General features: G+C 69.4%; 11 protein-coding genes and 2 pseudogenes. 5 read left to right on the top strand and 8 right to left on the bottom strand.

Translation table 11 applies throughout. The features are described from left to right. Window positions 1–13 precede the first annotated feature (13 nt). The gene (locus tag R2B38_RS14245; RefSeq protein WP_318016572.1) at window positions 14–1,486 is read left to right on the top strand and encodes an alpha/beta hydrolase domain-containing protein; all 1,473 of its coding nucleotides are present in this window, start codon (window positions 14–16) and stop codon (window positions 1,484–1,486) included. Window positions 1,487–1,604: 118 nt separating this feature from the next. Here R2B38_RS14245 and R2B38_RS14240 read toward each other — a convergent pair. Together R2B38_RS14240 and R2B38_RS14235 are read right to left on the bottom strand one after the other, a co-directional pair. After that, window positions 1,605–2,537 (bottom strand): annotated as a pseudogene (locus tag R2B38_RS14240) (hydrolase); the annotation flags it as partial. 361 nt (window positions 2,538–2,898) lie between these two features. Beyond that, the gene (locus R2B38_RS14235) at window positions 2,899–3,750 is read right to left on the bottom strand and encodes a hypothetical protein (protein WP_318016571.1); all 852 of its coding nucleotides are present in this window, start codon (window positions 3,748–3,750) and stop codon (window positions 2,899–2,901) included. A gap of 238 nt (window positions 3,751–3,988) precedes the next feature. Here R2B38_RS14235 and R2B38_RS14230 point away from each other — a divergent pair, with 238 nt between their 5' ends. Then, window positions 3,989–4,327: a hypothetical protein gene (locus R2B38_RS14230; RefSeq protein ID WP_318016570.1), complete on the top strand. Its 339-nt coding sequence runs from the start codon at window positions 3,989–3,991 to the stop codon at window positions 4,325–4,327. A gap of 50 nt (window positions 4,328–4,377) precedes the next feature. Here the strand turns inward: R2B38_RS14230 and R2B38_RS14225 are convergent, their stop codons facing one another. The 5 genes and pseudogenes from R2B38_RS14225 to R2B38_RS14205 all read right to left on the bottom strand — a co-directional run bounded on the left by R2B38_RS14225 (window position 4,378) and on the right by R2B38_RS14205 (window position 16,516). After that, window positions 4,378–6,243 (bottom strand): DUF1998 domain-containing protein, encoded by a 1,866-nt coding sequence (locus R2B38_RS14225; protein ID WP_318016569.1) that lies wholly within the window; start codon window positions 6,241–6,243, stop codon window positions 4,378–4,380. Then, window positions 6,240–9,481, bottom strand: a pseudogene (locus tag R2B38_RS14220) (helicase-related protein). Before R2B38_RS14220 ends, R2B38_RS14225 begins: the two are co-directional and overlap by 4 nt. After that, window positions 9,478–11,382, bottom strand: coding sequence for a UvrD-helicase domain-containing protein (locus R2B38_RS14215; RefSeq protein WP_318016568.1), 1,905 nt, complete (start codon window positions 11,380–11,382; stop codon window positions 9,478–9,480). Before R2B38_RS14215 ends, R2B38_RS14220 begins: the two are co-directional and overlap by 4 nt. Beyond that, on the bottom strand, window positions 11,379–16,142 hold the full coding sequence (locus R2B38_RS14210; RefSeq protein WP_318016567.1) for a DEAD/DEAH box helicase: 4,764 nt from the start codon (window positions 16,140–16,142) through the stop codon (window positions 11,379–11,381). Before R2B38_RS14210 ends, R2B38_RS14215 begins: the two co-directional genes overlap by 4 nt. 170 nt (window positions 16,143–16,312) lie before the next feature. Then, window positions 16,313–16,516 carry a hypothetical protein gene (locus R2B38_RS14205; protein WP_318016566.1) on the bottom strand — a complete coding sequence of 68 codons (204 nt, stop codon included), beginning with the start codon at window positions 16,514–16,516 and terminating at the stop codon, window positions 16,313–16,315. Between the two features lie 515 nt (window positions 16,517–17,031). Here R2B38_RS14205 and R2B38_RS14200 point away from each other — a divergent pair. From R2B38_RS14200 to R2B38_RS14190, 3 genes are read left to right on the top strand one after another with little or no spacing between them, the layout of a single operon-like run. After that, on the top strand, window positions 17,032–19,188 hold the full coding sequence (locus R2B38_RS14200; protein ID WP_318016565.1) for a helix-turn-helix transcriptional regulator: 2,157 nt from the start codon (window positions 17,032–17,034) through the stop codon (window positions 19,186–19,188). 4 nt (window positions 19,189–19,192) lie between these two features. Continuing rightward, on the top strand, window positions 19,193–20,188 hold the full coding sequence (locus tag R2B38_RS14195) for a hypothetical protein (RefSeq protein ID WP_318016564.1): 996 nt from the start codon (window positions 19,193–19,195) through the stop codon (window positions 20,186–20,188). Continuing rightward, window positions 20,185–21,063 carry a DUF6339 family protein gene (locus tag R2B38_RS14190; protein WP_318016563.1) on the top strand — a complete coding sequence of 293 codons (879 nt, stop codon included), beginning with the start codon at window positions 20,185–20,187 and terminating at the stop codon, window positions 21,061–21,063. The genes R2B38_RS14195 and R2B38_RS14190 overlap by 4 nt, the downstream gene beginning before the upstream one ends. Here the strand turns inward: R2B38_RS14190 and R2B38_RS14185 are convergent. Then, entirely contained in the window at window positions 21,038–22,420 is a 1,383-nt protein-coding gene (locus R2B38_RS14185; protein WP_318016562.1) for a DNA cytosine methyltransferase, read from the bottom strand. The two genes, R2B38_RS14190 and R2B38_RS14185, sit on opposite strands and share 26 nt — an antisense overlap. Between the last annotated feature and the right edge of the window lie 13 nt (window positions 22,421–22,433).

Below are 22,433 nucleotides of genomic sequence, written 5' to 3'. Positions count from 1 at the left end.
GGAGGCATCACTCATGAACACGAGACGTGCGGTGTTGGCCGTGGTGGCGAGCACCTGCCTGTTCTTAGGGTTGTCAGGGATCACTGAGTCAACTTCCGCTGCGGCAAACGCAGTTGGACCGGAGGTCACCGGTCCGGTCACCGGCGGCAAGGGTGCCGTCGTACTGCAAGGCACGTCGTTCGACCTGGGCGGCGTGGGATACACGCAGTCGGAGTTCTTCCTCTCCGGCACCGCCACCTCGTACACCTCGGCCAACCCGCTGGGCTCGGACGGCCGTTGGGACGTGACTCCGGCGAGCACCGCGCCGTACACGACCAGGATTGTCATGAACAGGCCATCGAACCCGACCCGTTTCAACGGGACGGTCGTGGTGGAGTGGCTCAACGTCTCCGCCGGTCTGGACACGGCCCCGGAGTGGATCTACACCCACAACGAACTGATCCGCGAGGGCTACGCCTGGATCGGCGTCTCCGCCCAGGCGGTCGGCGTGGCCGCCACCAAGGCCGCCGACCCGGTCCGTTACGCGGCCCTGTCCCACCCGGGGGACAGCTACTCCTACGACATCTTCACCCAGGCCGGACAGGCCGTACGGGACTCCGCGGCCAAGATCCTCGGCGGGCTCCGGCCCCGTACCGTGCTGGCCGAGGGCGAGTCCCAGTCCGCGTTCCGCCTGACGACGTACGTCGACGCGGTCCAGCCCTTGGCCCACGCCTACGACGGATTCCTCGTCCACAGCAGGGCCGGATTCGCCGCGGCCCTCTCGCAGGCGCCCCAGGCGGACGTACCCACCCCCGCGGTCGTCGAGTTCCGTACCGACACGGACGTCCCGGTGCTCACCGTGCAGACCGAGACCGACCTGATGCTCCTGGGGTATCTGACGGCTCGTCAACCCGACACCGGGCGGCTGCGGTTCTGGGAGGTCGCGGGCACCGCGCACGCTGACGACTACGTCGCGAATGTCGGCGCCGCGGACACGGGCAACGGGGCGGTGAGCGCTGGGGAGTTGGACGCCATGCTCGACCCGCCGACCGGGACCCCCGCCTTCTCCTGCGCCGACCCGATCAACACCGGCCCGGCGCACTACGTCATGGACGGCGCCCAACACGCCCTGCGCGGCTGGGTCTTGACCGGGATCCCGCCAGCCAAGACTGCTCAGCTGCAGGTGACCACCAGCAGCGACGGCACACCCGCGTTCGTCCTGGACGCCAACGGCAACGCCACCGGCGGAATCCGCACGCCGGCCGTCGACGCGCCGGTCGCCGCCCTGTCCGGCCTCGGCCAGACCGGGTCGGCCCAGTTCTGCTTCCTCTTCGGTACGACGACACCGTTCACCGCCGCCAAGCTGGCCGCGCTGTACCCCACGCACGCGGAGTTCGTGAGGCAGTGGGCGGCTCGGACGGCGGCCGCGGTGGCCGCGGGGACGATCCGGCCCGCCGACGCGGCGGACCTTGTCGAGGCGGCGGTGAGGTCCGGCATCGGGGGGTGAGGGATTGAGGGGGGAGGGATTGGAGGGGGAGGGAGGAGGTGAACGGGTGCGGCCCGGGGTTGGACCCCCGGACCGCACCCGCTCACTACCAACCCAACTCAGTACTCGGGGCTCAGGAGGAGAGCCACTCCGTGGCGTTGAGGGCGAGGGCGGCGTTGGTGGCGCCGGTGTCGTTCCAGCCGTCGTAGAGCGTGTTGCCGGACTGGCCGGTGCCGTCGTCGATCGGTGAACTGTCGCCCCAGAACGCCACCTTGCCGCTGCCGAAGGTGCTGGTGGCGAAGAAGGCGCCGGTGTTGCCCGAGTAACCGGAGCGGTACAGCAGCCCCTTGGCGGCGGAGTTGTCGGCGGGCTTGATCGTGGCCGTGGTGCCGTTGGCGATCAGGCTCTTGGTGACGGTGCCGAAGGAGCCGTGCAGCACCGGGTTGCTGCTGTCGCTGATGGCGGCCGGGTAGCCGGAGGTGATGTTCAGCGAGTCGATGGAGAAGCCGAACGGGTCGGTCGAGTCGACGCTGTTGTTCGTCATCAGGTCGTTGAGGATCTGGACCGCGTCGTAGCCGTCGTTGTTGCGGTCGGACCCGGTGTGGTCGGAGATCATGAACAGCCCGCCGCCGGCCTTCACGAAGTTCATGATGGCGGTCTTCTCGGCGGTCGTGAACTTGATGTTCGGCTCGGGCAGCACGAGCGTGTCGAAGTTCGAGAGGTCGGTGGCCGACGACCCGCCGTAAGTGAGCGCGCTGGTCGCGGTCTTGAGGCTGTAGTCCCCGGTCTTCTGCAGGGCGATGCCCCACGAGGACAGCGCCCCGGTCCAGTCCTTGTCGGAGGAGGGTGAGGAGTCCTGGGCGAGTGGATCGGGCTTGCTGGTGGAGATGATCCAGTCGGCGTTGCCCGCCTCCTCGGCGTGCCCGTCGTCGAACAGGACGCGGTGCGTGGTGGCCGCGTGCGCCGGGGTGACGGTGGCCGCCTGGACGGCTGCGCCTGTGGCGAGCATGCCGAGGACGGTGAGGGCGGTGATGAACCTGTGGTGTGACGTGAAGGCGCTTGTTCGTGTCATGGACTTGCCAAGGTTGAGCATCCGGTGAACCTCCGTGAGTGGGGGGATTCCATCAGTGGGGGGTGGAGTGAACAGGGGTGCGGGTGCGGGTGCGGGTGTGTTGGGCGTTGCGGGTGCTGCGGGTGTCGCTGAGTGGGGTGAATCTTCGCGCGTAGAACGGTAGTTGAGTGATCACCGATCGGCACACGGGAGGACGGTACACAGGAGATCGGGGTCGCCGGGAGAGCCTCTCGGCGGTTCACGTAGATCTCTTACTCGGCGATACCGAGGATGGGGAAATGGCGCGGTGCCGGGCGCGATGACGCGTGGCGGCCCGGCACCGAGGTGCTGACGTACTGGTGTTGAGGTGCAGCCGAACCGTTTACCGGACGTCGACGAAGTCGCCGGGCGCTGTGGCCGCGGCGGTGGTGGCGGTGCCCGCGAAGACGTAACGGTAGTAGCCGTCGACCGTGGCCTTCGTGGTGGTCTTCAGGACGCCGGTGCTGTTGGTCTTGACCGTCTTGAGGGTGGTGTAGGTGCTGCTGCTCTTCTTCCGGAACTGCAGCTTCACCGGCTGGGACACGTACCCCGCGTACTTGCCCGTCGACCAGTTCGCGCGGGCGAGCTTGCCCGTGACCGTGATGGTCTTGCCCTTCTTGACCGGCTCGGGCGTGGCGTCGGCCGTCAGCGTGGAGGCCTTCTTGATCGAGGCGGTGGCGACGTCGTCGTTGTAACTGGCGTTCGCGTACAGGTCCCAGGCCCCCAGGAACAGTTTCCAGGTCCCGGCCACGCCGTTGTCCTTCATGTCGGTGGCGGGGTGGATGTTGAAGACGGCCTTGCAGGTGTACGTGCCCTGGGTCGCCGTCTCCGTGCAGGCGGGGTCGTCGTCCGTTCCCAGGCCGCCGGTGATGCCGTCCTCGGTCGAACTGTCGGTCCCCTGCCACAGGAAGGCCTCGGTGAGCGCGATACCGCTCGCGTTCGTGGCGGTGTACGTGACGGTGACGGACTTCGTGCCGGTGGTGCCGAGGACGATGTCCTTGCCGCCGTTGACGACGGCGTGCGAGAACTTGGTGTTGCCCGAGGAGTCTCTGGGCTGAACGGCCTTCGCGGCGAGGGAAGTCAGCCCCGCCGCCGTACCCGGACGCTCCGCCGCCTGGGCGGCGACCGGAAGCGCGAGCGCGGACAGGGCGACGGCACCGGAAACAACGGCGGCAGCCGCAACACGTATACGCATGAAACCCCCACAGGAACCTGAGAGGCCCGCCCAAGTCTCGCCTTGGCCGGGCCTGTTGATCTCCGCATGATATGGACTCAGGTCGGAAATGGTGAAGATCTCTTGTGCAATAAGTGCGTAACGGACCAGTGGGGCTTGGGAGTTGGTATCGACCGGGCTTCGGCGATGAGGACCCCACCGCGCAGGCATACGGTTACGGCTTCGACCGCGAACCGGGCGACGCCAAGGAGGCCTTGAAGTGACCACCCCTGTCCGCTCGGAGGTACGGGAGCCCCGCGCCCGGCGCACCCGCATCGCGTCCGCGCTCTGCGCCCTCGTCCTCGCCCTGGGCCACCTGGTGACGGCGTATCTGACGCTCCTCGCCCACATGGCGGACCCGGCGGGCCCCTGGGACAGCGAGTCGGTCTCCCACTCGAACTTCGCGGCAGGCTCCGCCCTGACGCTCACCGCTGTGACCGCTGGAATGACCTGGGTGTTCGTCAAGGCGGAGTGGCTTCGCGGATGGTGGTACGCGATACCGGCGGTATTGGGTGCCGCAGCGCTGCTCCGGTTGACGGTGCTTGCTCCCGGGCTCTGAACGGCGTCCGGAACAGATGGTGCCGGCGCTCTCCCCCGAGTTCCTGGATGTCACTGCCGCAGTACGTCCGCGAAGAAGCCCAGGTGAGGATCTTCCGGGGTGCCGACGAGCAGCGCGCGGTCCAGCAGGATGTTGTTGTGCTCGCAGCTGGTCTCCGGGAGCATCACGCAGGCGTGGCAGGCGGCCAGGTTCGTACCGCCGGTGCCTGACGCCTCGGTCTCCACGCAGAGCGGGTCGGAGGAGCACCACTCGGCGCGGCGGACGGCCGAGCGGATCGTCCGGTCGAGAAGGTCGGGTTCGCCTTGGGCCACGAGCCCGCCCAGGCTTCCGGCGGAGTCGCTGGTCGCCGTGTAGACGAGTACGCCGGCCATGTCGTCGGCCGCGTACAGCCGCTCGCGGAGCGCCGAAGCCGGGTATCCCGACTCCAGGCTCCACTCGTTGATGAGGACATGGGCCAGGGTGTGCAGCAGCACCATGCGGGGGGTGGCCGGGGAAGGGACCGCTTGACCCAGGTCACCGGCCCGTTGGTCCAACACCCGTTGGTGGGCGGCACGCATCCGTTCGATCCGGGCGGCCACGGCCGGGACCTTCTCCCAGATTCCGAGGCGGTCCTCGGACAGCCGGAGGAACACCCCTTCGCCGCGTACCTCCATGGCCGGAAGCCAGCGAAGGGGGGATGCGGACAGCGGTACCTCCTTCGTGTCGGTCGTCGAGTCGGGGTCGGCGAGCCGGGTGAAGGCCTTCAGCGCACGCACCTCGCGGAGCCGCTTGACGAGCATCGGGCCCGTGACGCCGAGCGGGGCGAGCACGCCGCCGTCGCCCAGCGGGGTCTCGCAGACGAACTGCTCCTCGCGCGAGTGCTCGCTCGCGTCGTTGCCCGAGCGGAGGCTCTCGTACTCCTTGACGCGCAGGGCGCGGTAGCGATGGTCGAACGAGGGAGGCGTCTCGCTGTCGGGGTCCTCCTCGAGCTCGGCGGCGAGCAGCGTCATCACCTCGTCCAGAGGCACCGGGCACTTCCCCTTGAACACACCCTGGAGATAGATCCTCACGTGCTCGGGGTTGTCGTACTCGCGCAAGGCGTTCCAGTGCTCCGCCAGCGGGTCCGTGCGGCTGTCGCTCCACGGCGGGATCGAGAGCGCCGACTTCTGCACCGGCTGCCACACCGCCGAGGAACCGCGCTGGAGCGTGCGCAGGACCAGTCCGCACTCCTGCGCCGGGGCGGACGAACCGAGCCACGGGCGGGTGCCCCGGCACCTGATGCCCAGATCCTGGAGCGCGTTCCGGCGGAACGAGCCCTCCATCGAGACCTCGGGGGCCTTCCCGCAGGTGCACGAGACGAGGATCGACCGGAGCGACGACGTACGACCGGACGTGCGGAGCCTGAGCCGGCCGCCGCACTGTCCCGCCGTGGCGGCACCCCGCTCGGTGGAGCGGTGCACCCACTGCCAGTAGGGGAACTCCCCGAGGTGCCCGTTCTCGCACGCCACCACGAAACGGGAGGGCACGAGATCGACCTCGCACGTGCCGCAGACGCTCCGGCCCGGTGGCGGGTTGAAGTCTCGGTGGCGCTGCAGTTCATTGCACTCGGGGCAGGAGTGCATCAGGGGGAAGCGACGGACCCGCACTCCGTCCCTGCTGTGGTCGTCGGACGCGGGGGGCAGTCGGAAGTGGTCGACATCGAGCAGCCGTTCCAGCCGGCGCTCGTGGATCCGGGGGGATTCCTCCGTGCTCCAACTCGTGTCCGCGCTGTCCAGGCCCGAGACGACGAAGGACTCGTTGTCCACCGCGATCAGCGATCCGACGCCGTACGTGGTGATCGCCTGCGCACGGCGGACGGCGCCGCGCCGCGGAAGGTTGTGGGCCGGAGCGGTGCCGTCGGCGCCGGCGCGGCGACGGCGAGCGGGTGGCGGGGTCATCGGGTTCCCTCCAGGAACAGGGCGGACTCGGCGTCGACGTCGCGCAGGCTCCACAGCGTGGACCACGCGTCGGCGTCCTCCGCCTTGTCGTCGAAGGCCTTCAGGAGCGACCGGGTACGGCGGCCCCTGAGGGGTTCGAAGAGCAGGCCGCTGTGGATGTCGGCCTCTTCGCACCACCAGTCGACGAACTCGTCGAAGGCCTGGGACACGGCGTTCTCCTCCTCCGGAGCGACCTCATGGACGCGCTTCAGGAGCAATGTCTTGATGCGTCCCCGCAGGACGTCCTCGTAGGAATCGACCGCACCCGCGCCCGGGTTGGGCCGGGCGGCCGGGATCAGGATGCGGGCGAGTGCCACGATCACCGCGTGCAGCCCCCGATCGCGGGCACGCGCCGAGAACGGTGTGACGGAGGTGGACTCGACCTCGCGATAGAGCGCCGAGTGGTAGTGCTGGAAACTCTCGTAGTGGGAACGGTCCCGGGAGCGGGCCGAGTTGAGCATCACCGCGACCAGACCGGGGTGCGTGCGACCGACGCGGCTGGTGGCCTGGATGTACTCGGCGGTCGTCTGCGGCTGGCCCATCACGGCCATCAGGCCGAGACGGTCCACGTCCACGCCCACCGCGATCATGTTGGTGGCGAGCAGCACGTCCACGGTGTCCTCGTCGGGGAGCCTCTTCTCGATGCCCTTGAGCCGGGTGGGGATCTCGCTGGCGTCGATGCGGCTGGTCAGCTCCGAGTAGTTGGTGACCTGACGGGCCGACACACCCTCACGCTCCGCGAGCAGTTCGAGGTAGGCCACCACGTCGTCGTTGACCTGGAGTTCGGCCGCGGAGAGCAGCCGGAGACTGTTGAAGTAGCCGACCAGACTCCAGTACGCGTCACGCACCTCGTCGGTGGTCCGCGCCTGCGCCACCCGATGCAGCAGCGTCGCGTAGGTGCGGATCAACAGGGTGGACTGGCTGGTGCCGGGGCCAGCAGGCCGACGTAGCGCCTGCTCGCCTTCTCCTCGCGGGGTGTCTCCACGGCGAACCACGAGTCACGGGCGTCGAGACCGGCGGGCGGGAACTGGCGCACCTCACGGTCGAAGAGACGCAGACCCTGGTCGGCGGCCCGTCGGATGGTGGCTGTGGAGGCGATCACCTTGGGCCGGTCGGCGAGCGCGTCGACGGCGGTCTCGTACAGGCCGGTGAGCGTCCCCAACGGGCCCGAGATCAGGTGGAGTTCGTCCTGGACGATCAACTCCGGGGGAGGGGTGGAGTCGTTCGGGTCGTCGCGGTTGAAGAGGGCGGCGGTCTCCGGACGCCACGGCATCGACGCGAACTTGTCGACGGTGGCGATCACCAGCGTCGGCCGGGCGGCGTACACGGCCTCGTCGATCAGGTGGACGGGCAGCCCGTCGGCGAAGTCGCAGCCCTCCCCGGGGCAACGGACGTGCATCCGCCGTGCCTCCTCGTCGACCGCGTAGTCCCGGGCGTCGAGACGGGTCCCGCACCAGGGGCAGGCGTGCAGTTGGACCGGGTTCTCGGTGGCGAGCCGCTTGTCCAGGTTCGCGCGCAGCTCCGCGAGCCTGGCGTCGGCCTCGGCGAGCTTGTTGGGAGTGGCCGAACGCCCCACCCACATCCCGACGGAGAACTCCTCACTGCCCAACTCGGGTGTGTGCCGCCGCAGTTGCTCCATCGCGCAGAGCAGGATCGCCGCGCGTTCGAACTGCTGGAGGGTGAGCAGCCGCAGTGTGTAGCGCATGAGGACGACGACACCACCACCGTCCGCGCCCCGGCGGATGCGGCGCAGGAAGGAGGTGAGGGCGATCAGGCCCAGGTAGGCCTCGGTCTTGCCACCACCGGTGGGGAACCACAGCAGGTCGGAGATCTGCCGGTCGTGATGCTCCGGGTCCTCGATGCCGGCCAGGCACAGCAGGACGAACGCGATCTGGAAGGGGCGCCAGCGGCCGGCGGCCGGGTCCGGGGCGCCCCGGCGCCCGCCCTTCACCCAGGCACTGCGGGCCCGTTGGTCCGCCATGGCACGGTTGGCGAGTCGGAACGCCCGCATCAGATCGGGCTCGGTCCGCAACAGGCCGATGCCCTCGCGGATCCGGTCGAGAGCCTCGCGGCAGGCCGCCACCTGGTCCCGAGCGGGCTTCTCGTACGCGCCGCCCGCCAGGGCGTCCGCCTCGACCGCCTTCCGGTCGATCCAGCGTTCGTACCCCGAGACGAGGTCCTCCAAGGCGACCAGAACCTCGTCGTCGGGCCGCTGCGCCAGACCGAGCATGGACAGCGCCGAGCTGTCGATCTCCGGGTTGGAGTCGGTGAGCAGCACCTCCACGGTGGGTACGAACACGCTCCGGATCTCGGGGACAGCGGCGTGCACGGCGTCGCTCACGCCGATCGGCGGCGGCGTCCAGTCCCAGGCCGCGGCACAGCCGTGACCGACCGCGAAGGTCGGGGCATGACGGTGCAGCAGCCTGCTCGTGGCCATCTCCGGGTCGTGCGCGGCGGCCGGGGCGGGACGTTCGACGAAGGCGGTGGAACCGTCGGCGGCCCGGACCGTCAGGGCGCACTGGAACAGGGCGAAGGCGTCCTGGAGGTCCCGCTCGCCCACCTTCTGGGTGTTGACCAGCGTGACGGTGATGGTGACCGTGCCGGTGACGGGGTCGGGGCGGCGCACGTTCACCCGGAGCTGGACCCTCTCGTCGAGGTCCGCCCGTCCGTCGCCGGCGGGTGTCGTGACGTCGATCGTGAAGTCCGGGAGATCGAGTTCCTTGCGGCGCCACCGCTCCCGCTGGTCCTCGGTGGTACGGGCCTCCGCACGGCCGGCCGGGATCGGCTTGCCGTCGGCGTCGGTCGGCTCGTAGACGGCCGCGCGCGACGACACCACGATCGAGGCGCTCTCGGCCGGGTCGACCGCGAAGGTCAGACCCATGGAGGAGGGGCGGCGGTCCCCGGCGGCCGCGACCTCCTGCGCGGTTCCGGATTCCTCGGCGTCCTCACGCCGCAGCTCCGGAGCGACGTCCAGGCCGTCCACCTCGGCGGCGTTCTCGTCCCTGAGCGCCTTCGTCGCCCGCGGATAGAGAACACCGGTCAGATAGCGGTCGATGGGCGCGTCCTGGGCGAGGACCTCCGCACGCTCCTCCGGTGCCGCGTCCGGCGAGGGGCCGAGCAGTTCACGCCGGAGTCCCGCCAGAAGCTCCTCGTCACGCACCCGGTAGTGCTCGGAGTGCCGGCCTGCCCCGTGTGTCATGCGCTCTGCTCCTCGTCCGTGTCGGCTCGGCGGTACCGGCCGATGCCGGTGATCCGCGGGGCGATCCACACACCTCGATCACCGAGTCCCGCGTTGGCGCCGGCGGCGATGCTGCCCGTCACCGTCTCCAGGGTGTCGATCCGCAGACCGTGGATCTCGTCGGGCCACCAAGGGTCCCAGGTGCGGCTGACCTTCTGCACCTGGAACAGCCCCTCGCGGAACCGACGCGACGCCTCCCCGATCTCCCGGCCGTCGTGCAGAAGGACGTACGGCGGGCTCTGTGCGTCGCCCATCGGCAGGTCGTGGCGTCTGCGCAGGACCACCTCCTGACCGGGGCGGACCCGGTCCAGCAGATACGCCTGGGTGGCCGCGGCCTCCGTCCCCTCACCGGGAGGGTCGTCCCGGGACACGTCGCCCGCCGCGGCGACGATCCCGAACCTGTCGTACGACCGCCACGACCCCAGGAAGAGGCGGCCGTCGTGCCGCCTGCCCGCCCGCTTGAAGTGCGGCAGCTCGGGCGGCGTCACGTGGTACAGGTCCTGGCGGGGGCGCGTCATCGCCACGTACAGCGCGCGGGCCTCGGCGGGGAGGTCCAGCCCGTCCTTGTACCGCTTGTGGAGCTCGGCGACGGTCGGCGGGGACAGGACGATCACCCGGTCGAACTCGAGGCCCTTGGCCCGGTGGACGGTCGAGACGACGATCCGCGCCGTCTCCGGGTCCGCCCCCTCGTCGGGGAACCGGCCCTCCGCGACCGCACGCCGCAACCGGTCCATGTCCAGCACACCGCGTCCGGCGCCACGCGCCACCCGACGCAACACCGTCCACAGTGCGCCGGTGTCGGGCGAGTACGGCAGCGGGATCTCCGCGAGCAGGGCGGAGAACCGCTCCTCGGTGAGGCCGGTCGCCTCCGTACGGCGCAGCAGTTCGGCCACCCAGAACGGCACCGGGCGCTCTTCGAGCGGGCGCCGCAGCCGATGCTCGACACCGTGCGCGTGCAACAACTCGGAGACCACGAGAGCCTGTTGGTTGTCACGGGTGAGGACGGCGCAGGTGTCGGTCAGGTCCCTGAGGCCCGCCAGGGTGAACTCGTCGTCGAGGTCGACCATGCCGTTCGCCGGGTCCAGGAGCAGGTCGCGCAGTCCGTCGTAGAGGTCCTCCGCCTCGCTCGGGTCGTCGAGCCGCTGGAGGCGGGGACCGTACGCCAGCGCGATCCGGGCCTCGGGGGTGGTGGCGCGGAAGTTCCGGGTGAGCCGCAGCTCCACCAGGTCGTCGGGGTAGGAGCAACGCAGCCAGTCGAAGAACCGGCCCGTCTCGTCGGCCCGTTCGGCGGGATCCTCGATCTGGAACCCGTACACGGACTGGGCCGCGTCTCCTACGACGGTGAAGCCGCAGCTCTCCTGGTACCGGTCGAGGAGCGCCTCCACCAACTCACGGCGTCCGCCCAGCAGATCCTGCACCTCGTCGATCACGACGTGCGCGGGCGGGACGGCGTCGCCGAGCTCCAACGCGCCCTTCTCGACCGCCTGGGCCGCGGCGGCGATCCGCTCGTCGAAGGCGACCGTCGCCCACTCGACGTCCGGACGCGACTGCAGGAGCACCTCGTAGGCCCAGGCGTCGAACGTCCGGGCGCGCACCCGATGGGCGCGTTCACCGTGCCGGGTGATCCGTTCGCGCAGTTCCCTGGCCGCCGCCCGGGAGAACGTGAGCACCAGGATCTCGGCGGCCTCCAGTGCCGCCTCCGGATCCTCGTTCCCGCACAGCGCGTCGAGCCGGCGCACCAGGGTGTGGGTCTTGCCCGCACCGGCCCCGGCGGTGACCAGGACCCGCGCGTCCCAAGGCTGTTCGACGACCGCCCGCTGCTCGTCGGTGAGCGGGGGACTGTCGAGGTAGGCGTCGGTCACGCGCGGCTCCAGAGGTGCTCGAACTGGGTGAAGGCGAGCTGGGTGTCGAAGTTGGCGATGTTGTCGCTGACGTTGAGGATCAGGCAGGTCTCCTCGCCGCCGTTCTTCGGGCCGCGCAGACCACGACCGATCATCTGCTGGTAGACGTTGGTGCTGTACACCGGGCGGGCGACCACCACGACACGCGTGGCGGGAGCGTCGAAACCCTGGGCCAGAACACCGTAGTTGGTGAGGACCCGGATGCGTCCGTTGCGGAACTCCTCCACCCGCCTCCGCCGCTCCTGGGCGCTGGTGCCGGCGTCCACGGCCGCGGACAGGATCCCGCGGTCGTTGAGCATGGCCGCCAGGTACTTGGCGTGGTCCACGGAGGTGGCGAAGAGCAACGTCGGCCATTCCTCCGGGAGTTCGGCGACCGCGTCGACGATACGGCGACTGCGCTCGTGGTCGTCGGCCAGCCGCTGCTCGGCGGCCCGGGAGAGCATCGCCATCCGGTCGGCCTGGACCTTCTCGTCGCGGGTCAGCTCGATGTGACCGCCCTCCAGGGTGCGGTGTTCGACCTGCGCGAGCATTCCCCACTCCTGCAGGTCCCGATAGGGATCACCGGACGGGAAGACGCCCTCGTCGAGCCGCCGGTTTCCGAAGCGGCTCACCAGCCTGCGGGTCTCCTCCTCGTTCGTGTTGCGGAAGGGCGTGGCGGTCAGACCGAGCAGGTGGCGCTTCGTCTCGTACTGGGTGAGCCCCAGCCGGCTCAGGATCTCGGTGTACCGCTTGGAGATGGCCGTGTGGGCCTCGTCCACGATCACGAGCGAGGCCTCCCGCAACCACGCGTACTCGTCGGTCTCCAGGCACCGCTCCAGCTTGGCGTCCGTGGCGACCACGAGATGCGGATGCTCGACGACGTCGCCGATCTCGTTGCTGCTCCAGAGCCTGCTGACGGTCAGCGGGCAGTCCGCCCCGACCTTGCCCCAGACGAACTTCCAGCTCTGCACCGCCTGTTCGCACAGTTCCTCGGACTGCGCGATCCACAGGAGCGGTCCCTTCAGGTCCCCGACGCGCTTGACCCAGCGGATCACGGCCTCGGAGGTGACCCGGGTCTTGCCCGCGCCGGTGGGCAGGGAGAGCATGCCGCGTTGGGGTGCCAGCCGGTCGAGCATGGTGGTGATGTTGCGGGCCAGATCCTCCTGGTAGTCGTGGAGGCTCGGAAAGTCCCGGGGGCCGTCGATGGTCTCGGTGTGCGGAGGGGTCGGGGTCCGTGAGCCCGCGAAGGCGGCAGGGAGCCGCAGGTTCGACACGAAGGCGACGGCGGACGGCGAGCCGTTGTAGGAGACCGGCGCGTCCGGGAACCGGGCCTGGATGTCCCTGGCGTGCTGATGGAGCACACCGTCTCCGTGGGCGTTGAACGCCATCTGGGCGATCCGGCGGTCGGACGGCTCCGCTCCGTCGGTCTCCCGCGTCTCGGCTTCCACCAGCCCGTCGGGCAGACCCGTCCGGAGGGCGTCCGCGCCGATCAGCAGCTCGATCTTCGTCACCACGTCCTCGGCCTCGCGCACGGCCCTGCGGGCGGTCTGCAGCGCGCTGTCCCGCGCCATCTGCTCCTGGTGCTCCAGCACGGCCCGGCAACCGGACGCGCCGAGCCCCAGACCGAGTTCGCGGTCGATCAGACGCAGCATCGGCTCGGGAGCCAGCGGTACCCGGACCTTGACCACGGTGTCCTGGCGCACCGCCTCCAACGGCGAGGCATGGGTGCCGTTGGGCGTCCGGGTGATCTCCTCCAGTTCGGTGCAGCGCTGCACGAGGCTGTTGCGGTTCGCGCTGTTGAGACGCAGTCGCAGACCGGGGTACAGCTCGACCAGCGGCACGGGGTCGCCGTCGACGACCTCCCGGGTCTCCTTGCTGATCACGTCGGAGTGGCGGAGCATGCCCCACTTCTCGACCATCAGCTCGGCGTCCCCGGCACTCGGCACCAGCAGTGCCGGAAGCCGCTCGGCGCGCAGGGCCCGGTACTCGACCGTCCCGACGGCGACGGTGATCTCGCCGTCCGGACGCGTGCCCCAGGTGTCACCGATCCGGCAGCGGGTGAGCGAGTCCTCGGGGAAGTCGGCGCCGACCCGGGTCAGCATCACGTAGGTGGCTCCGACGAACGCGTCGTCCTCGCTGTGGGACACCTGGTCGAGGAGCGTCTCCCACCGGTCCCCGGGAACCTCGTCGATCGTGGCGGGGAGTCGCAGCTTGCGGGCCTTCTCCGGTGAGAGGTCGGCCACCGGCAGGACATCGCGGTAGGCGCCCAGTTGGGGCCCGACGGCCTCGCGCAGCGGCTTGAGCCCCTGGGAGGTGACGACGGTCCCGTACTTCCGGAGCATCCAATGGATCGGGGAGACGACGGCCTGTCGTGTCGCGCTCTGCGCGCCGATCTGACGGGTCCATCTGTCCACCACGGCATCGTCGGGGAGCGCCTTGAGGAACGCGGCTCGCGACTCCTCGGAGAGCGCGCGGAAGAGATGCAGAGGACCACCGATCGGGGCACCCTCCACCTTCATCCGGTTCAGCGTGGGCCGGGAGGCACGGCTGTCGAGACCGCGCAGGTAGTTGGAGTGGACGGCTTCCCGGTACTCGTCGAACCAGGCCTCTCCCTCCTTGGGCTGCACTCCCGGGACGGGGCGGTCCACCAGGCCGATCTGCGCGAAGAAGGGCACGTCGTCGGAGTGGAAGGACATGTCCACGGCCACGGTCCTGTCGCGTCCGGCGTCGACCACCGGACCGGGCACCATGCAGTCCTCGACCGGACGGAACCGCCCGTCGACCGTCCGTACGTGCAGGGTCGAACGGGGAGCGGCCACCCGCTCCAGCACCTTGTGCCCCAACCGGCGGATCCCGCCCAGGCGGAACAGCTGCCAGAAGCGCTCCCACTCCGCTCCCCGGTAGCCGTCGAAACCCTGGTCCAGGACGCTGACGAAGCGTCCCTCGACATCGGCCTCACGGATCCCGAGGACGTTGAGCGCGTGGGCGAGCGACGGGTCCTGCGCGAGCGCGTCGACCACGTACACCGTGGACTCGGGCAGCCCGTCCTGGTCGGCGCGCCGGAACACCCGACCGGGCACGGGCGGTACGAGTCCGTGTTCCTCGGTGAGCACGATGTGCGCCTTGCGCGCTTCCGCGACGTGCGGAGAACGGGACTCGACCATGTCGGCGAGGATCCGGATCGCCACCGCGGAGGCTTCGACACCGCCCGCCTCCGTCAAGGCCTCCAGCCACGCACGGACGTCCGACCGCGCGTGCCCGGCCGCGCTCAGGATGTGCTCGACCTTCCCGGAGCGCAGGGTGTCGGCCTCGACGCTGGGGTGCAGCCAGTCCGAAGGGCGCCCCGTGCAGTCGTGCCACATCCGGAGCCAGTCAGTCGTCTTCTTCGGATCCCTGTCCAGGCGGGGGTGCACCCGCAGTTCGGAGGGAACGCGCAGGAAGCCGTCCTGATCGGGTAGGGACGGGAGGGTCGCGACACACGTCCAGATCTCCCGTGTCAGGAACTCGTCGGCCCAGCTGATCGCCTCCTTGATACGACCAGGGAGCAAGGGCAGATAGGCAGCGGGGTCCTTGGCAGGGGAGAGGGCGGGGAGCGAGTCGACGACCAGCGCCGCCGTCACCTTGATCATCTCTTGGTTGAAGGGAGAGGAGTCCAGCAGGTTCTGCCGGTCCTCGTTCGTCTTCCACGCGCCATTGACGATGCCGCTCAACGACATCTCGTACTTCGTGGGGAAGAAGGACCAGAACCTGCCGCGGCCACGGATCTGCGAGTTGACGTACAGACCGCTCTCCGGGTCCTCGCGGAGGGCGGGGACGGCCCAGGAGAGGTCGAGGGCGAGCCTGTCGTGGAGTTCTCCCGCGTCCGCGCGGGCGGCCGGCCCCGGCTCGTGGGAGGTGGTGAACACCCGCCAGTCCTCGGAGGCGGTGGCCTTCCCGGTCCTCTCCTCGACCACGGTGCGCAGATCACCGGACTGCCGTGTCGTCAGGACCCGACGGGCCACGGGCCGGGGGCGACGGTCCTCCAGGACGACCGTCGCGACGTGCGGGGAGAAGAGTTGGAAACCGGTGGGGAACTCGTCGCGGGGCAGACCGTGGTCCTTGGCGCGACCTCCGTGCATGTCCTTGCCCAGCCGATCGTCGGCATCGGGGAGCAGTGGCAGGCGGACGACGGTGGTCGCCCAGGTCAGCAGCTCGTGCAGGACGGGATCGCCGGCCCGCTCGGCCGCCATGTCGAGCGGGCGGGCCATACGGAGTACGGGCGCGTCGAATTCCGTGCCGTATCGAGCCGTCACATCAGGGACGGAACGGATCTGGTCGTACGACCAGGCGCGGTCGAAACCGAAACTTCCGGAACTGCTGAAGAATTCAGGTGCGTCGGTCACCACGAGCACCGACTTCACGCCCACACCGAAACGTCCGATCTGGCCTCCGCGTTTTTTCGACATGCTCATCCGGAGGATTGTCTCCGCACCTTCCGCGGTGACCGGACTTCCCTCGTTCGCGCAGTACAGATGGGTATCCGTGAGAACCACTTGGACTTTTCCGCCGGGCTCGGGGGCGATTTCGTCGGCCGCGTTCTGGACAAGCTCGAAAAGTTGACGGTCGCCGTATCCGCCCTGGGTGATACGGCGTTCTCCGTTGGCGTGCTCGGCCACGAGGCCGGGGTCGACGGAATAGGTCTGGAGGACTCGGGTGGATTGTTCGAGAACAGTCTTGATCACAGCAGAGGACGACGGTGTCATTGCTCCAGCACTCCTGGTGGCGTAAAGGTCCGGAAGAAAATGGGGAGCGCCGGGCCGGCGGGTACGTCTCGCCGGCCCATCCGCTTCCGTCGTGTCGCACTTGTGTCAGGGGACGACGATGCTCGGCCCCGCCGAACAGCGCGTTCCGTGGGTGGAGGAGGACTTCAAACTCAGCAACTGGGAGGCTCGTCGGGCAGGCCGATCACCTCCCTGGCCAGGTCGGGGTGGTGACCGATGACGTACTCCTTGCTCGTGTGGAACCAATCGATGACCCCCTTCTTCTGTGCCTCACCTCCTGCCTTCTGCATGTTCAAACCGAAAGAGCTCAGGTCGCGACCCGAAAACATGTAATCGTCGTCGTTCTGCCCGTCCATGAAGATGAAAACCCCCGTATTGTCGGAATTGTGAATTTCGGCACGGGATTGTATTCAGGCATGACAAAGTCCCGTGGTTGAGCTGCTTTTCGCTCACTCCGAACCACGGTAGCGGGTCCGCTTGGTGTTCCGCCAGCGCCTTGGGTGGAGGCGGACCGGCGACGATTAATGGAATTGCTTCGGGCACGAGAAATCTGGATTGTGGACAGAGCTCTGGCCCGCCGAGCGACTTCTCTTGTGGAGAGATCGAACGGGGCGGCAAATCCGCCGACACAAACTCTACCGGTCGAGCGCAAGGCCGTCAATGAGCTTCCGCCGACCCGGACGGCCCCTTCGCGGAGTGAATGCGAAAGGGGGCGAATTAGGGCAATCGTGGGCATTTGGATGACTTGAATGAACCGCAAGGGTGGTTGCCGAGCGATCAACCATCAGTTGACAGCCTTCCTCGCGTCAAATTAGCCTCCTGTTCGCCGCAGGCGACCCGTCTGTGGCTACCGGCTAGGAGCAGGTGGCGCGTGGAGACAGGTGAGGAGTTCGGGCCCTGGCTGGCCCGGCAGCTCAAACTCGCGGGCAGGACGCAGGCCGAACTGGCCGAGGAACTACAACTGACACGGGCCGCCGTCTCCGCATGGATCACCGGCAGGTCGACCCCGCGCCCCACGGTCATGGCCGACATCGCCAGGGCGCTCGGCACGGACCTCGGCACGGTGCACACCCGCACCACCGACACCCAGATCGGCCTGCCGATCACCTGGTATCACCGTCGCGGCTATCCCGACGGCGGGCGTGACCTGGGCAATGCCGCGGCGTTCGCCTTCGACGCCGACGTACAGGTGCTCGCCCGGGAGACCTGCCAGAACAGCCTCGACGAGCGCCTCACCGAGAACGGGCGGCCGGTCAGGGTCCGTTACACCCTGCACGAGTTGACCGGGGAGGCGCTCGACGCCTTCCGGGAGGCGATCCTCTGGAACGAGTTGTTCCCCCACTACTCCGCCGTGTCGGAGAGCGCCGGCAGCCAGAAGGTCGGCCGGGTCGTGGACGCCGGGGTGCGCGACATGTACGAGAAGGGGCGTCTGCTCCTGCTGCGGATCGACGACTACAACGCCTCGGGACTCATCGGTGACGACTACGAGGACGGCAAGTTCGCCGCGGTGGTCAGACGCCAGCTGGAGAGCCTGAAGTCGGGCCACGGCGCGGGCGGTTCCTACGGACTGGGCAAGGCGACGCTCTGGGCCACGAGTGCCCTGGGGCTCGTGCTCATCAACTCCACGCTGTCGGTACCGCATGAGGGACGCACCGAACGGCGGCTCGTCGGACGGCTCGAACTGCCCTGGCGGCAGGTCGACGGCCGCCAGTACGCGGGCCCCGCCTGGTTCGGCCGACCGGACCCCGAATCGGAGGGAGCCGAAGTCGTCCGCTCGTGGTGGGCGGACGAGGAGACGGCGGAACGCCTGCACCTCACGCGTGACAACGACGAGCCCGGCACCTCCTTCCTCGTCGTCGGAGCGCACGATGTCGCGAGCCTCGACGAGAAGACGTCCGACACCGAACTCGACGTCGAGGTGGACGACCTGGACCAGGACGCCCACGAAGACACCCGGGATCTGAAGAAGATGCACCGACGCCTGGTCACCGCGTTGGGGCGGGACTTCTGGGCGGCGATGACCGGCGGCGGCAGCAGGCTCCCCCTGCTGGAGGTGTCCGTCCGCTCCCTGCGCAACGGCGAAGTCGTCGTCCCCGAGGAGCAGGTGGATCCCATGCGTGAACAGCCTTCCCGGACCCGTGCCCTGAAGGCGCACTACGAAGGTGTCACCGTCGACCGGCTCACCGAGGCCGGACAGGTCGCGGCACGCGGCGTGCCCCTGAAGCTGCCCCGTTCCGGAGGCGCCGGCGGAACCCTGGGCACGCACCAGGCGATTCTGCTGGTCACCGAGGACACCCAGGACAGGGACGGGCACAAGAACCAGGTGGACTCGCTGCGAGGCAACCGGATGACCGTCAAAAGGGCCGGCGTACCGAGGCTGCCGGTCGGGACCAACCCCTTCCAGGCCGTCCTCCTGGTGGGAGAGGCCGCCGGGGAATCGGTTCCTTTCGCGAAGGAGGCCGAGGAGTTCCTCCGTGCGTCCGAACCGCCCGAGCACGACAGGTGGGGACAGACCGAGGAGTTGACCCTCCGCTGGTCGCCCACCGCCTACCGCCGTATCAACCAGCTGACCACCGAGGTCAACAATGCGGTCAAGGAGATCGTGGCCCGTCCCCGGCGCACCAGGGCCGAGGGAGGGGAAGCCCTGCGCAAGGCGTTGACCGTGCGGGCCAAACCACAGGCCAAGGTGCCCACCGGGCCGGTGGTCCCGGTACTGGACCGGCTGGAGGCGACGGTCGGCGACGCCGGGGAGTGGCAGATCGTCGCCGAGGTCGGCATCCCCAGAGGCGACGAGATCACCCCGATGGTTCCGGTCGCCCAACTGGACGTGCGCTCAGGAGGACTCCCGAGACTGGACTGGGCGGAACTCGTCGCGATCGAGGGCTGTGAGGTGCAGGACGGAGTCCTGTACTTCCCGCCCGGGACACGACGTGCGAAGTTCCGGGGAGCCACCGATGTCACCAGCCACCCGGTGAGAACCACGCTCACCCGACTCGTCGTCGAACTCCGGGCCGGAAAGGGGGAATGACACCGTGAAGATCTACCCCTACAAGCGACTCAACCGACCTGTCTCCCTCAGGGTGACCTCTGTGGCGATCAGGCTCCCCGACGGGACCCGCGACCAGTTGGAGACCACCGCGTACTCCACCCAGCAGCAGACCGTCGCACTCGGTGTGGCCGGTCACGACGACTGGGTGAGCGCCGCGATCGGCCTGTCGGCGACCCTGCCCCCCGGGGCGGACGCACCGGACGCCGCATGGTCCGATTTGGAGGTCCTCGCCGTGCTGACCGACGGCGAGACCAACGTCCGTACCTCGGTGAGGCTCGACCGGGACACGGAGGACGGCCGGGACTGGTCCGGTTCGTTGGAGGTCGTCCGCGACGACCACGTGGGGCGGGCCTCCCTGGCCGTCCTCGCCGTGGGGACGGTGGACGGCGTGCGGGGACGGGCCGTCGCCGAGACCGACCGGAACTGGGTCGTCGACACGGTCTCCGAGGAACCCGTCCGCGGGCTTCAACTGGACGTCCAGAAGGCCTCGTTCCAGAAGAGCTCCCGGGAATGGCTCCGCGCGTACGCCGACGCCCCCTGGATCGTGGACCCCGCGGCCCGCGTTCCCACCGTGTGGGTCAACACCGAACTCGAAGGCGTCATGGACCTGTTGGACAGTGGCGGTTCGGGACTGGAGAGCAAGGTGCGCGACCTCCTGGTCGCGCAGATGGCCACCGACGTCTGGACCGCGGTGTTCCACGCCGCCGTCGGCGACCTGGAGGTGGAACCCGGAGGCGGCCCGGTCTTCCCGACGGACTGGCAGGGCGAGGTGCTGAGGGAGATGCTCCCGGACGTGATCCCCGGGGTGCACGTCGAGGAAGCCCTGCGCCAGGTCCACCGACGGCGCACCGGGGAGTCCGGCTGGCCGGAACTCCAGACCCGCGTCCACTATGCGGCGATCCGCCGCGCCGAAGCCCGCAAGGCCGTCGGATTCGTCATCCGGGGCCTGGAGCAGATGAACCGAGCAGGTGAGGCATGATCACCCGACCGAACCATGTACCGGAACGGCTCGGGCTGCTCGCCGCCTCGGCCATGGACCCGTTCCTCACCGAGCAGTTGATCGCGGGCGAACAGGTGCACGGCGGCGTCGACCTGGCGAAGGTCGTCGAGCCGCTGCCCGAGGACGACGCCCGGTGGGCCGTCGAGCCGCTCCGCGGTCTGTTCGAGGACGCCATGTTCGCGTTCCGCGAGGACCGCACGCGTGCCGACGCGTGGTTGGCTCCCCGGCTCCACGCCACACTCCGCCTGACGCGACGGGAGGCCGCGGACAAGCGCCTCTGGAACCACCTCGCCCTCGCGGTGGCCCCCGACTACGTCGCCTGGCGACACCTCTCGGGCGGGACGCCGAACAGGCCGGAGTCGCGTATCGCTCCCGAACGGTTCCGGGGTGCCGCGGACCGGCAGTGCTTCTCGCGCCTCTGGTGGGCGGCCGAACTCTTCCGGAACGGCCCGGACTACGAGCCGGTCGAGACCGCGTGCGGAAACCAGGACGTCATCCACACCGTTCTCCGGCTGGACCTGATCGACCATCGCCCCTCGGCCCAGGCCATCGTCCGACTGCTGAAGACCGGACGGGTCACCACCGGGCGCGAGATCAACGGTCTCTGCCTGGCGATCAGTGCGGCCGGAGCGACGCTGATCTACGACGCCATCGGGCCGGACACCTCCAAGGACCCCGCCCGGATGCGGGACTGGGTGGTGGAGGCCGAGTCCGCGCCACCGGTGGCGCGGCGCAGCCTTCCCCAGGGACCTGACGAGGATCCGGCGCCGGAGGAATCCGTGGCCGCGCTCACCGCCTGCTTCGACGACCTCCTCGCGACCGCCCCGATCAGAGGGAGGAAGAGCTCCGACTGACGATCGCGGTCGGACGCCGCGGACCTCCGACGGCCGGGCGCGTCGTCGGAGGGACGGAACGGGGAGGGTGCTGGGCCGCGGGACTCGGGCACTTGTCGGTGCAGGCATCGGAGTCACCACAGCCGTCCCTGCGCAGCTTGGCCCGCTGACTCTCGGTGGCTCGCTGCCAGGGCTTGCGCAGTACATCGGCGTCCGGCGTCGGCAGGCCGAGCGCGGCGCTCAACAGGTGTGCGCCGAACAGGGGCGGCACCGCGTTGCCCACCTGCTGGGCCTGCGCCGTGCCGGACCACGGATAGTCCGGCGGGAAGCTCTGCAACATCCCCGCCTCGTTCATGTGGAACCGGTCGCCCTCCTGGACGATGTTCTCGTCGAGGTGCTCGAAGACCACGAAGCGGGAGATGCGCCCGGTGACCGTGGTGGCCGGCTGCCGATCGGTCCGCACCCCGCGCCGGCCGGGAATCCCGGAACTGCCGTAGTTGGAGCGGACCAGGAAGGGAACAGTACGTCCCGGATGCTCGCCCACCGGGTCCGCGAGGACGTCGCCCATCGACCGCCATGGCAGCAGGTCCGAGTCGTCCGAGGGGTGGGGGGCCTCGTCGAGCGTCGGCTGTCGGACCTGGTCCGCCTGCTGTCCGTTCCGTCGGTTCCACGCCTTCGCGTCGTAGGCCCGGTGGGTGGCCGGCGGGAGGGAGGGGAGGCCGAGCCCCGCACGGCGGGCGATCAGTACCGCGCGGGTCCGCGTCTGCGGCACACCGTAGGTCTCGGTGGAGAGGACCCCGACGGTGACGTGGTACTTGGTGCCGTCGGGCAGGCCCGTCTCCTGCAACACCGTGGCGTAGTGCTCCCAGAGCGCGATGACCGCCGGGACCTGCTCCAGGACGATGACGTCGTAGGGGCGTCCGCCGCGGTTCGGGCTCCGGGTCGCCTGGATCGCGTACCGGAGGGGTTCCAGCACCATCGCGGTCCGCGGGTCCGACAGGGTGCTGAGGTCCTTGTCGATGGCCTCGTCCGAGTCACCCGCCGTCAGCCGCTCGATGTACCCCTTGACCTCTTCCAGGGCCTGACGCCCGGCTCCCTTCCCGGCCACCGAGTACGTCTGGCACGGCGGGCCGCCGGCGAGCATGTTGATCTCCGGCGGCAGGGACTCGAACGCGTCCCGGCGCACCGCGCTCACATCGGCGTGCAGGGTCTCCAGCCCGGCGGCGTACCGCGTGAGGCACGCGCTGCGGTCCCACTCGATGCCGAGACTCCGGATGTCGAGAGCGTGCCCGGCGACGTCCAGGCCTCCCGGGCCGGCGAAAAGGTCCAGGATGTATGGATTGCCCAGAATCGACTGCTGGGGCGCCGTGCTGCTCATGAGGCGGAGTCTA

This window comes from Streptomyces sp. N50, from assembly GCF_033335955.1.
Lineage (GTDB): Bacteria > Actinomycetota > Actinomycetes > Streptomycetales > Streptomycetaceae > Streptomyces.
Note: the sequence above shows the minus strand (reverse complement) of the source record. Positions and strands in the feature narration are given on the sequence as shown.

What these genes read in the sequence shown, in the direction of transcription:
- R2B38_RS14245 (WP_318016572.1), top strand. Translation starts at nt 14, where the DNA reads ATGAACACGAGACGTGCGGTGTTGGCCGTGGTGGCGAGCACCTGCCTG.
- R2B38_RS14235 (WP_318016571.1), bottom strand. Translation starts at nt 3,750, where the DNA reads ATGCGTATACGTGTTGCGGCTGCCGCCGTTGTTTCCGGTGCCGTCGCC.
- R2B38_RS14225 (WP_318016569.1), bottom strand. Translation starts at nt 6,243, where the DNA reads ATGACCCCGCCACCCGCTCGCCGTCGCCGCGCCGGCGCCGACGGCACC.
- R2B38_RS14210 (WP_318016567.1), bottom strand. Translation starts at nt 16,142, where the DNA reads ATGACACCGTCGTCCTCTGCTGTGATCAAGACTGTTCTCGAACAATCC.
- R2B38_RS14205 (WP_318016566.1), bottom strand. Translation starts at nt 16,516, where the DNA reads ATGGACGGGCAGAACGACGACGATTACATGTTTTCGGGTCGCGACCTG.
- R2B38_RS14190 (WP_318016563.1), top strand. Translation starts at nt 20,185, where the DNA reads ATGATCACCCGACCGAACCATGTACCGGAACGGCTCGGGCTGCTCGCC.
- R2B38_RS14185 (WP_318016562.1), bottom strand. Translation starts at nt 22,420, where the DNA reads ATGAGCAGCACGGCGCCCCAGCAGTCGATTCTGGGCAATCCATACATC.